8 protein-coding genes are annotated in these 11,298 nt (G+C 70.9%); 7 read left to right on the top strand and 1 reads right to left on the bottom strand.

The window, feature by feature from the left end; all coding sequences use genetic code 11:
• Nucleotides 1-42: 42 nt before the first annotated feature.
• Both OF380_RS07620 and OF380_RS07615 read left to right on the top strand, forming a co-directional pair.
• Nucleotides 43-2,913, top strand: a complete 2,871-nt coding sequence (locus OF380_RS07620; protein WP_264050171.1) for a PAS domain-containing protein — start codon at nucleotides 43-45, stop codon at nucleotides 2,911-2,913.
• 205 nt (nucleotides 2,914-3,118) lie between these two features.
• On the top strand, nucleotides 3,119-4,288 hold the full coding sequence (locus OF380_RS07615) for a GGDEF domain-containing protein (RefSeq protein ID WP_264050170.1): 1,170 nt from the start codon (nucleotides 3,119-3,121) through the stop codon (nucleotides 4,286-4,288).
• A 45-nt stretch (nucleotides 4,289-4,333) separates the two neighbouring features.
• Here the strand turns inward: OF380_RS07615 and OF380_RS07610 are convergent, their stop codons facing one another.
• Nucleotides 4,334-5,266, bottom strand: coding sequence for a peptidylprolyl isomerase (locus OF380_RS07610; RefSeq protein ID WP_264051229.1), 933 nt, complete (start codon nucleotides 5,264-5,266; stop codon nucleotides 4,334-4,336).
• 252 nt (nucleotides 5,267-5,518) lie between these two features.
• On the opposite strand from OF380_RS07610, the gene OF380_RS07605 reads away from it, so the two are divergent.
• The 5 genes from OF380_RS07605 to OF380_RS07585 all read left to right on the top strand — a co-directional run bounded on the left by OF380_RS07605 (nucleotide 5,519) and on the right by OF380_RS07585 (nucleotide 11,235).
• Nucleotides 5,519-5,833 carry a hypothetical protein gene (locus OF380_RS07605; protein ID WP_264050169.1) on the top strand — a complete coding sequence of 105 codons (315 nt, stop codon included), beginning with the start codon at nucleotides 5,519-5,521 and terminating at the stop codon, nucleotides 5,831-5,833.
• Nucleotides 5,834-6,007: 174 nt separating this feature from the next.
• A complete protein-coding gene (locus OF380_RS07600; RefSeq protein WP_264050167.1) occupies nucleotides 6,008-6,853 on the top strand; it encodes an aspartate dehydrogenase in 846 nt (281 codons plus the stop codon).
• A gap of 170 nt (nucleotides 6,854-7,023) precedes the next feature.
• Complete coding sequence (secA, locus tag OF380_RS07595) at nucleotides 7,024-9,918, top strand: preprotein translocase subunit SecA (protein ID WP_264050166.1); 2,895 nt, start codon at nucleotides 7,024-7,026, stop codon at nucleotides 9,916-9,918.
• Nucleotides 9,918-10,325, top strand: coding sequence for a GNAT family N-acetyltransferase (locus OF380_RS07590; RefSeq protein ID WP_264050165.1), 408 nt, complete (start codon nucleotides 9,918-9,920; stop codon nucleotides 10,323-10,325). The genes secA and OF380_RS07590 overlap by 1 nt, the downstream gene beginning before the upstream one ends.
• A 91-nt stretch (nucleotides 10,326-10,416) precedes the next feature.
• The gene (locus OF380_RS07585) at nucleotides 10,417-11,235 is read left to right on the top strand and encodes a cell wall hydrolase (protein ID WP_264050164.1); all 819 of its coding nucleotides are present in this window, start codon (nucleotides 10,417-10,419) and stop codon (nucleotides 11,233-11,235) included.
• Nucleotides 11,236-11,298: the final 63 nt, after the last annotated feature.

Here is an 11,298-nt window from a genome sequence, read left to right as displayed (position 1 = left end):
GGCTTCCCAGGCGCGGCATCCTTGCCGGGATCGAAGGTATCCGTGAGCGAATCCGAGATCGAGACCCTGCGCCGCCGCGTGGCCGCGCTGGAGGCCGAGGTCGCGCACCTGCGCGCGCAGCCGGCGGGGCAGGGAACGCGCGAGGCGGAGCTGCGCCTCATCACCGACGCGCTGCCCATCCTCGTGGCCTATGTCGACCGGGACTATCGCTACCGCTTCAACAATCGCCACTACGAGACCTGGTTCGGGCAGGGCGTCGAGGCCCTGACCGGCCTCCACGTGCGCGCGGTGCTCGGCCCCGATGTCTTCGCGCAGCGCCAGCCCTTCATGGAGCAGGCCCTGGCCGGCGAGACCGTCGCCGTCGACGGCGTCCTGCCGGACCGCGACGGCCGGCTGCGGGCCTGCGCCATCCAGTACATCCCGCGCCGGGACGCGGCCGGGACGGTGGAGGGCTTCTTCGTGCTCGCCATCGACGTGGACGAGCGCCGGGCGGCGGAAAGCCGTCGGATCGCGGTGGCCGAGCTCGGCGACCGCCTGCGCGACCTCGACGACACCGCCGAGATCGCCTTCGCGGCCTCCGAGATCCTCGGCACCACCCTCGGGGTCAGCCGGGCCGGCTACGGCACCATTGATCCCGTGGCCGAGACGATCCTGATCGAGCGCGACTGGAACGCGCCCGGCATCCGGAGTCTCGCCGGAACCCTGCATTTCCGCGATTACGGCTCGTATATCGAGGATCTGAAGCGCGGCGAGACCGTGATCTGCGCCGATGCGACCGAAGATGCGCGTACCGCCTCCGGCGCCGAGGCCCTGAAGGCGATCAGCGCGCAATCCTTCGTCAACATGCCGCTCACCGAGCATGGCGGCTTCGTGGCCCTCCTGTACCTCAACCACGCCACCGCGCGGTCCTGGTCGTCGGAGGAACTCGCTTTCATGCGCAACGTCGCCGAGCGCGTGCGCGCGGCCACCGAGCGCAGCCGCGCCACGGCCGCGCGCAGGGCCAGCGAAGCGCAGTTCCACGCCTTCGCGCAGGCGATCCCCATCCATGTCTGGGCCGCCTCGGCGGAGGGCGCCCTCGATTGGTTCAACGAGCAGGTCTACGCCTATAGCGGCGCCGCGCCGGGCACCCTCGACGGCGCGGCCTGGGCCGATCTCGTCCACCCCGACGACCGCGCGACGGTGATCCGGAGTTGGGGCGAGGCGCTGGCCGGCGGACATTCCTACGAGGTCGAGATTCGCATCCGGCGCGGCGATGGCGACCACCGCTGGTTCCTGGTCCGGGCCGAGCCGATCCGGGCCGATGACGGCGCCATCCTGCGCTGGGTCGGCACGAACACCGACATCGAGGACCGCAAGGCGGCGGCCACCGAACTCGCGCGCCTCAACGCGGGCCTGGCGCGACAGGTCGCGCACCGCACCCGCGAGCGCGACCGGATCTGGGAGACCACCACCGATCTGATGGGCACCGCCGGGCTCGACGGCTACCTGAAGGCCATCAACCCGGCCTGGACGCGGACCCTGGGCTGGGACGAGGACACCCTGCTCGGCCAGCCCTTCGCCGTGCTGATCGACCCGGGCGATCACGCCGAGACGGCGGAGGTGGTCGCGCGCCTGGGGCGGGGCGAGACCGTGACCGGGTTCGTCGACCGCCTCCTCGCCCGGGATGGCAGCCAGCGCATCGTGATGTGGACGGCCGAGCCCGACGGCGAGATCTTCACCATCATCGGGCGCGACATCACCGAGCAGCGCCGCACCGAGGAAGCCCTGCGGCAATCCCAGAAGATGGAGGCGGTGGGCCAGCTCACCGGCGGCCTCGCCCACGACTTCAACAACCTGCTCACCGGCATCTCGGGCGGCCTCGAACTGCTCCAGACCCGGATGGCGCAGGGCCGGCTGACCGACCTCGACCGCTACATCAACGCGGCCCAGGGCGCGGCCAAGCGCGCCGCCGCGCTCACCCACCGCCTGCTCGCCTTCTCCCGGCGCCAGACCCTCGACCCGAAGCCCACCAACGTGAACGGCCTCATCGGCGGCATGGAGGAGCTGGTGCGCCGGACGGTGGGCCCCGCCATCGCCATCGAGGTGGTGGGGGCGGCCGGCCTGTGGTCCGCCCTGGTCGACCCCAACCAGCTCGAGAACGCCCTCCTGAACCTCTGCATCAATGCCCGCGACGCCATGCCGGAGGGCGGCCGCATCACCATCGAGACCGCCAACAAGTGGCTCGATGCCCGTGCCGCCCGGGAGCGCGACCTGGAGCCCGGCCAGTACCTCTCGCTCTGCGTCACCGACACCGGCACCGGCATGACCCCGGAGGTGATCGCCCGCGCCTTCGATCCGTTCTTCACCACGAAGCCCATGGGGGAGGGCACGGGCCTGGGCCTGTCCATGATCTACGGCTTCGCGCGCCAGTCCGGCGGTCAGGTGCGGATCTACTCCGAGGTCGGCCAGGGCACGACGGTCTGCCTCTACCTGCCGCGCCATTACGGGCAGGCGGAGGAACGGGAGGGGCAGGCGGACCTCGGCCGCGCACCCCGCGCCGAGCAGGGCCAGACGGTGCTCATCGTCGACGACGAGCCCACCGTGCGCATGCTGGTGACGGAGGTGCTGGAGGACCTCGGCTACACCGCCATCGAGGCCGCCGACGGGCCGGCCGGCCTCAAGGTGATGGAGTCGGACGTGCGCCTCGACCTCCTCGTCACCGATGTGGGCCTGCCCGGCGGCATGAACGGCCGCCAGATGGCGGATGCCGGCCGCGTCCTCCGGCCGGGCCTGAAGGTGCTGTTCATCACGGGCTATGCCGAGAACGCGGTGCTGGGCAACGGCTACCTGGAGCCCGGCATGCAGGTGCTCACGAAGCCCTTCGTGATGGAGGCGCTGGCGTCGCGGATCCGGGAGCTGATCGCGGACAGCTGAGGAAGCGTCCGCGCCTCCGCATCCGGGCGCCGGCGCAGGGTCCGCGGCGGCGCCAGGCCTGCGCAGGCGACGGGCGACCGGGGTCGAGCCCCGAGCCGCCTCGACCCCGGTCGCCTCGCCGGTGTAGAACCGCAGGCGTCGGGTGCCGGCCCGAGCGGTGGGCTGCCCCTCGATCAACCTGCGGGCGGGGGAGCGGAACCGATCGATGCTGCTTGACGCCTCGACCCTGCTGCTGGTGACGATGCTGCTGACCTTCATGGTCGGGAGCCTGTTCCTGCTGTCCTGGAGTCAGGCGCGGCACGTCCATGCCCTGGCGATCTGGGGCGTCGCCCACATCACGGGCGCCCTGGCCTCCGCCCTGCTCGCCCTGCGCGGCGTCATCCCCGACTGGGTCTCGATCGGCGTCGCCAACGGCGTGATGATCGGCGCCTACGGCTTGATCTGGGCGGGCACCCGGGCCTTCGAGGGCCGTGGGGCGCGTCCCGCCGTGGTGGCGGTGGCGGTCGCGCTCTGGTGCGTCGCCTGCTTCATCCCCGCTTTCTACGCGTCGCTGCCCGCCCGGGTGATCCTGGCCTCCGGGCTCGCCGGGGGCTTCTGCCTCCTGGCCGCGCGGGAGTTCTGGCGCGCGCGGGCCGAACCGCTGATGTCGCGTTATCCCGGGATCGCCCTGCTGCTCCTCTACGCGGCCGCCTACTGGATCCGCGTGCCCCTCGCCCTCGTATCGCCGCCGCAAACCGGGCCGAACTCGCTCCAGAGCCCCTGGCTGACGATCCTGTGCCTCGTCGGCATGCTGTTCACCCTGGCCATCGCCTTCGTGTTCATGTCGCTGACGAAGGAGCGCGCGGAGCACCTGCAGCGGCGAGCCGCCGACACCGACGCGCTCACCGGCGTCCTCAGCCGCCGGGCCTTCGTGTCCCGGGCGGAGGCCGTCCTCGCGCACGGGGGATCGGCCGTCACCCTGCTGCTGTTCGACCTCGACCATTTCAAGCGCATCAACGACGTGCACGGCCATGCCGTGGGCGACGGCGTCCTCGTCGGGTTCTGCCACACGGTGGCGCATCTGCTGCCGGAGGGGGCGGTCTTCGGCCGGATGGGCGGCGAGGAGTTCGCCTGTCTCCTGGAGGGTCCGACTCCGGACGAAGCCCTGGCCCAGGCGGAGTTCCTGCGCCGGGCCGTGGCGCGGATCGCCGTGCCGGAACTGTCGCGCCTCACCGTGAGTGTCAGCATCGGGCTGGCGAGCACCGAGGGCCGGCTGGCGCCGGCGGCCCGCAGCCTCGATGCGCTGCTCAGCCTCGCCGATGCCGCGCTCTACCGCGCCAAGCGGACCGGGCGGGGACGCAGCGAGTCCGCCCCGCCGGTGCGCCGGGTGGCGTGAGGGCGCCGACCCTTCACCCCGGCCCGTACCCCGCCCGGGGCGCGCTTACGGGGCCTTGGGGGCCGGAGCCACGGCGGGCGCCGCGGCCGTGCGCTCGATCTTGGCGCCCTCGCGCAGCTTCAGGATCAGGTCCTGCTGCGCCTTGCGGGTGATGTACTGGTCCACCTGCTCCCGCATCTCGTCGAAGGTCGGCACCGGCTTGGTGCGCTTCTCCTCGAGCTTGATCACGTGCCAGCCGAACTGGGTCTTGACCGGATCCGAGACCTGGCCGGCATTCATCTTGAAGGCGGCCTCGGCGAAGGGGGCGACCATGCGCTCCTTGGTGAACCAGCCGAGGTCGCCGCCCTCGGTCTTCGAGCCCGGATCCTTCGAGACCTCGGCCGCGACCTTGGCGAAATCCTCGCCGTCCTTGATGCGCGCCGCGATCTTCCGGGCCTCGTCCTCGCTCTCCACGAGGATGTGGCGGGCATGCACCTCCTCCTCGGGCTTCATCGCCTTGACGGTCTGTTCGTAGAGGGCCTTGGCCGCCTCCGGGGTCGCGGCCTTCTTGGCCTCGCGCTCCAGGTACTCGTCGAGGAGGAGCTTGTCCTTGAAGTAGGCGAGCTTGCGCTGGAAGTCGGGCGAATCGCCGATCTTGGCCGCGTCCGCCGCCTGGGCCCCGACCTTGAGGTCGATCATGTAGTCGACGAGCAGGTTCTTCTTCTGCGCGTCGTCCACCCCCGGCAGCGAGAGGGCGGGATCCTCACCCGCGATGGCGAGGTCGCCGGCGGTGATCGCCGCACCGTTCACCTTCGCGACCACGGTCTCGGGCGCCACGGGCGCGGCGGCGGGGGCCGCCGGCGTCGCGGCGGGCGCCTGGGCGCGTGCGGCGGAGGCCAGGGGCAGCCCCAGGGCCAGGGCGACGGCGCCCGTGCGCAGCAGACGTGAGCGCAGGAGATGTGAGCGCAGGAGACCTGAACGCGAGGGAAGCTTGGTCATCGTCATCGAGGCGTCCTTGGGAGCGCCGCCCGTCGGCCCGGCCGAAGGTGTTCGCATGGGGCGGTCGAGAGGGATGCGCGGCCGGCAGCCGTCGCTGGTCCGGCCGCGACATCAGGTGGCGTGCGGGCGTGGCGAAGGCAAGCGCGGCCATCCGGCCGGATCACCGATTTCGCGCAATTGCGATCCGTTCCCCGCAGGGGCCGTTAACGCCCCCGCGACTAGGCTCGAGGCGCTCATTCTCGGGAGGTAGCGATGCGGAGGGGTCAGGTCATCGGCGCGGCCCTGCTCGTCCTGGCGCTCGGCGCGGCCGACGATGCCGAGGCGCGGGGACGGGGCGGACGCGGAGGATCGCGGGGCGGCGTCGTGCTGGTCTCCACGGGAAGTGCCGCCGCCGTGGCGGCCTCCCCCCGTTCCGGCTCGGATCAGGCCGCGCGCGAGCCCCGCCTGCGCCCCGTCGGTCCCGTGACCGCGCCGGCCCCGCTCCAGCGCGAGGTCCGGGCCGCCGAGCCGTGGTGCTCCAACCGGCGTGTGGTCGGCACCGGCACCGGGTTCTGCGTCATCAACTGAGCGGCCGGTTCCGAGCCCCTCCGCCGAATCCGGCGCGGCGACGGCACGGTGCGCTTTCTACGGTGAGCTTTCTTGGGAAAGGTCGCCGAAAGCGTGACCGTGATGGTGCCGGCCGCCCTCGGATTCTGTACGCAGGACCCGATTTCGGCTCATCGTTCGGGACACGCATCGGTCATGCAGGAACCCCGGGGGACGCCGAGGACGCAATCGGGGTCCAGGCCTCCTCTGCGCCTCGCTTTCGTGGGCTGGGGCGCCATCGCGCGGCGGACGATCCAGCTACTCGCGGCGCGGGCGAGCGACGTCGTCCTCGTCGGTGTCGGGACACGGGAGAAGCCGACCGGAGGCGCTGCGCTTCCCGCCGGAACCGTCTGGATGCCCGAGCCCCGGGCTTTGACGGACCTGGGATTGGACATGGTGGTCGAGGCCGCCAGCCGCGCGGCCGTCGAGCCCTGGGGGACCGTCGCGCTTCGGCAGGCGCAGAGCTTCGCGGTGTCGTCGACGAGCGCCTTCTGCGAGCCCGGTCTGCTCGATCGGCTCGTATCGGTCGCCGACACGCACGGAAGTCAGATCCTGGTTCCGACCGGTGCGCTCGCGGCCGTCGATGCCCTGGCTGCGGCGGCCGTCCTGCCGCTCGAGACGGTCACGCACCGCATCGTCAAGCCACCGGTCGCATGGGTCGATACGCCGGCCGAGACGCTGATCGATCTCGATGCGCTGACCCAGCCCACGGTGTTCTTCGAGGGGTCGGCGCGGGAGGCGGCGCGGCGCTTCCCGGCGAATGCCAACGTCGCCGTGATCACGGCGCTGGCGGGCATCGGCCTCGACCGGACCCGGATCGAACTCGTGGCCGACCCGGCCGCGACGGGCAACGGACATCGGCTGCGGGCGGTTGGCGCCTTCGGGACGCTCGACGTGAGCATCGAGAACCGGCCCCTGGCCGAGAACCCGAAATCCTCGGAACTGACGGCTCTCGCCCTGGTCCGCATCATCGAGAACCGGCGGTCGTCGCTGGCGCTCTAGGGCCCGCACCGTCCGGTATAAGGGCCATCGCGCCGAAACGTGATGGGCGCGGGCACGGTACGCCGAGCACCGGCGGCGGCGCCCCTTGTCTGATGCGTATCCGGATATTTACCTCTATAAGCCCGGCCAACATTCGCCTTCAGCCTTATTCGATCGACCGTAGGTTCACGATGCTCGGTGCCCTCGCCAAGAAGATTTTCGGTTCGTCCAACGACCGGCGCGTGAAGGGCTATCGTCCCCGTGTGGCCGAGATCAACGCCCTGGAGCCGCAGATCGCCGCGCTCTCGGACACGGACCTGCGGGCCCGCACCGAGATGCTGAAGGCCGAGCTCGCCGCGGGCAAGACCCTCGACGACATCCTGGTGCCCGCCTTCGCCACCGTGCGCGAGGCGGCCAAGCGCGTGCTCGGGCAGCGCCACTTCGACGTGCAGATGATCGGCGGCATGGTGCTGCACGAGAGCGGCATCGCCGAGATGCGCACCGGCGAGGGCAAGACCCTGGTGGCGACCCTGCCGGTCTACCTGAACGCGCTCTCGGGCCTCGGCGTCCACGTGGTCACGGTGAACGACTACCTCGCCGCCCGCGACGCGGAGTGGATGGGCCGGGTCTACCGCTTCCTCGGGCTGACCGTGGGCACCATCGTGCACGGCCTCGACGACGGGCAGCGCAAGGACGCCTACGCCTGCGACATCACCTACGGCACCAACAACGAGTTCGGCTTCGACTACCTTCGCGACAACATGAAGTACGAGCTCGGCCAGCTCTCCCAGCGGGGCCACAACTACGCGATCGTCGACGAGGTCGACTCGATCCTCATCGACGAGGCCCGCACCCCGCTCATCATCTCCGGCCCGGTGGACGACCGCTCCGAGCTCTACGTCTCCGTCGACGCCCTGATGCCGCATCTGGAGCGCGAGCATTACGACCTCGACGAGAAGCAGCGCACGGTCTCGCTCACCGAGAGCGGCAACGAGTTCGTCGAGGACCTCCTGCGCGGCGCGGACCTCTTGAAGGAGGGCGACCTCTACGACGCCCACAACGTCAGCCTCGTCCACCACGTGAACCTGGCGCTGCGCGCCCACACGCTGTTCACCCTGGACAAGGACTACATCGTCAAGAACGACGAGGTGGTGATCATCGACGAGTTCACCGGCCGCATGATGCAGGGCCGGCGCTACTCGGAAGGGCTCCACCAGGCGCTCGAGGCCAAGGAGCGGGTCACCATCCAGCCCGAGAACCAGACGCTGGCCTCGATCACCTTCCAGAACTACTTCCGCCTCTACACCAAGCTCGCCGGCATGACCGGCACGGCCTCGACGGAAGCCGACGAGTTCGCCGAGATCTACAAGCTCGAAGTGGTGGACATCCCCACCAACAAGGAGGTCGAGCGCGTCGACGAGGACGACGAGGTCTACCGCACGGTGGACGAGAAGTACGTCGGCATCATCGCCGAACTCGAGAAGGCGCATGCCCGCCACCAGCCGATCCTCGTCGGCACCGGCTCCATCGAGAAGTCGCAGCACCTGGCCGAAATGCTGGTGAAGTCCGGCTTCAAGCAGCTCGACTACTCGGATCCCAACGCGCTCACCGACGTCTACGCCGCGGCCCGCGAGGGCCGGGTGACCAAGCGCTTCGCCGTGCTCAATGCCCGCTTCCACGAGCAGGAGGCCTACATCGTGGCCGAAGCCGGCGTGCCCGGCGCCATCACCATCGCGACGAACATGGCCGGGCGCGGCACCGACATCAAGCTCGGCGGCAACGTCGAGATGCGCGTGGAGAAGGAGCTCGCGGGCGTCCCCGAGGGGCCCGAGCGCGAGGCGGCCATCGCGGCGATCAAGGCCGAGATCGAGGAGAACCGCGCCAAGGTGCTGGCGTCGGGCGAGCCGGCCGACCCGGCCGCCGGCCGCAAGAAGGCCCTGCCGGGCGGTCTCTACATCATCGGCACCGAGCGCCACGAGTCGCGCCGCATCGACAACCAGCTGCGCGGTCGCTCCGGCCGCCAGGGCGATCCTGGCCGCTCGAAGTTCTACCTGTCGCTCCAGGACGACCTGATGCGGATCTTCGGCTCCGACCGCATGGACGGCATGCTGACCCGCCTGGGCCTGGAGCAGGGCGAGGCGATCATCCACCCCTGGATCAACAAGGCCATCGAGAAGGCGCAGCAGAAGGTCGAGGCGCGCAACTTCGACATGCGCAAGAACGTGCTCAAGTACGACAACGTCATGAACGACCAGCGCAAGGTCGTGTTCGAGCAGCGCCGCGACTTCATGGGCCAGGAGAGCGTGCGCGAGACCGTCGACGAGATGCGCCACGGCGTGGTCGACGACCTCGTGGCGGTGCACGTGCCCGAGAACGCCTATGCCGAGCAGTGGGACATCGAGGGCCTGCGCGAGCGGGTGCAGACCGTGCTCAACCTCGACGTGCCGGTGGAGGATTGGGCCAAGGAGGAGGGCATCGCCGACGAGGAGATGCGCGACCGCCTGCGCAACGCCGCCGACGAGGCCTATGCCGGCCGGGTCGAGAAGAACACGCCCGAGGTGATGACCTACGTGGAGAAGCAGGTGCTCCTGCAGACCCTCGACCATCTCTGGCGCGAGCACCTCGTCACCCTCGACCACCTCCGGCAGGTGGTGGGCTGGCGCGGCGTCGCCCAGCGCGACCCCCTCAACGAGTACAAGTCGGAGGCCTTCGACCTCTTCAACAGCCTCGTGGCGTCCCTGCGCGAGCAGGTGACGCAGCAGCTCTCGCGCATCGAGATCATGTACGACGAGCCGGCTACCGAGGGGCCGAGCGATCCCTTCGCGCAACCCGGCCTGCCCCCGATGTTCGCCCAGCACCTCGATCCCGTCACCGGCGAGAACGAGATGGGCGGGTTCGGCACCGGCAGCGACGGGGGCGCCGGCCCCGCCTACGGCTATGCCGCCCGCGAGGTGGCCAGCGACACCGCCGTGCTGGAGCGCGATCCCCGGGATGCGAGCACCTGGGGCCGGGTCGGGCGCAACGAGCCGTGCCCCTGCGGCTCGGGCAAGAAGTACAAGCACTGCCACGGCACGCTGACGGCCTGATGCCTTCCGTCGTCTACGGCATCGAGCCGGACCTCGACGCGGCGGAGTTCCGCCGCGTGCTGGTCGAGTCGGGTCTCGCCCCGCGCCGGCCCGCCGACGACCTGCCTCGCCTCGATCGGATGCTGCGGCAAGCCGACCTCGTGGTGACGGCCCGCCGCGACGGCGAGCTGGTGGGGGTGGCGCGCACGCTCACCGACTTCGTGTTCTGCGCCTACCTCTCGGACCTCGCGGTCTGCCGCTCGGCGCAGGGGTTGAAAGTCGGCCAGGGCCTGATCGCCGCCACCCGCGCGGCGGTCGGCCCCCAGGCTTCGCTGCTGCTGACCGCGGCTCCCGATGCCATCACCTTCTACGACCATATCGGCATGCCCCGCGTGGCGGACGCCTTCCGCTACGACCGCGAGACCTGATCCGGCCGCGCCGAAGTTTCCCGCCTGCCCGAAAACGAACCCATTTCGCCGCCAAGCCTCATGGACAAGCTTGAGGGATGAGCGGAACGGCATGCAGGAATTCCGATCGGCGACGACGCTGCCTCTTCTCGGCCTCATCCTGGGGCTTCCCGGCCTGGGCGGGTGCAACACCTATGCGCCGACGACCGGGGGTACGGGCTCGACGCTCGCCGCGAAGCCGATCTCCGTCACCGACGAGGAGCGCGACTGTCTCGGCCGGGCGATGTACTTCGAATCCAACCGCAGCGACCCCGAAGGGCTGCTCGCCGTGGGAACGGTGGTGATGAACCGCCTGGAGGCCGCCGCCTTCCCCAACGGCGGGATCTGCGCCGTGGTCGGGCAGCCCCGCCAGTTCGCGCCCGGCGTGCTGACGCGCAAGATGGAGGGCAAGGAACTCGAGAAGGTCGCCGAGGTGACCGACGCGGTGCTCGACGGTCAGCGCCATCCCAAGCTCGGCCGGACGATGCACTTCCACACCGCCGGCCTGCGCTTCCCCTACAACAACATGCACTACGTGGCGGTGGCCGGCGGCAACGCCTTCTACGAGAAGCGCAAGCCCGGCGCCGGGGAACCGGCCGCACCTCCGCCGACCGCGCTCGCCTTCGCCGCCGTCCCTCCGCCCGTGATGCCGGCGGCGTCCGCGATTCCGGCGGCTTCGACCCCGCAGGCGGCCGCGCCCGTTGCTGCGACGCCGGCCGCATCGGCACCGGTCCGCGCCACGGCACCCGTTCGCCTCGCGCGGGCCCCCGCCGAGCCGAAGCCCGTCGCCACCGCGCCGGCGAAGCCCTCGCGGAGCCGTCTCGCCCTGACGCCCGCCGCCCTGGCCCCCGAGCCGCCCCCGCCGCCGGTCCTCAACCTGCCGCGCCCCTGATCGAACGCGGTTCCGCTCCGGAGCGCGGCACGAGTCGGGTCGCGGGGCCGCAGGTCGCTGTGC

Source organism: Methylobacterium sp. FF17, from assembly GCF_025813715.1.
Taxonomy (GTDB): Bacteria; Pseudomonadota; Alphaproteobacteria; order Rhizobiales; family Beijerinckiaceae; genus Methylobacterium; species Methylobacterium flocculans.
This window is presented reverse-complemented; position numbering and strand designations above follow the sequence as displayed.

Bases quoted from the DNA above. Each gene is read 5' to 3' on its own strand.
- OF380_RS07615 (WP_264050170.1), top strand. From the start codon at position 3,119: ATGCTGCTTGACGCCTCGACCCTGCTGCTGGTGACGATGCTGCTGACC.
- OF380_RS07610 (WP_264051229.1), bottom strand. From the start codon at position 5,266: ATGACCAAGCTTCCCTCGCGTTCAGGTCTCCTGCGCTCACATCTCCTG.
- OF380_RS07605 (WP_264050169.1), top strand. From the start codon at position 5,519: ATGCGGAGGGGTCAGGTCATCGGCGCGGCCCTGCTCGTCCTGGCGCTC.
- OF380_RS07600 (WP_264050167.1), top strand. From the start codon at position 6,008: ATGCAGGAACCCCGGGGGACGCCGAGGACGCAATCGGGGTCCAGGCCT.
- secA (WP_264050166.1), top strand. From the start codon at position 7,024: ATGCTCGGTGCCCTCGCCAAGAAGATTTTCGGTTCGTCCAACGACCGG.
- OF380_RS07590 (WP_264050165.1), top strand. From the start codon at position 9,918: ATGCCTTCCGTCGTCTACGGCATCGAGCCGGACCTCGACGCGGCGGAG.
- OF380_RS07585 (WP_264050164.1), top strand. From the start codon at position 10,417: ATGCAGGAATTCCGATCGGCGACGACGCTGCCTCTTCTCGGCCTCATC.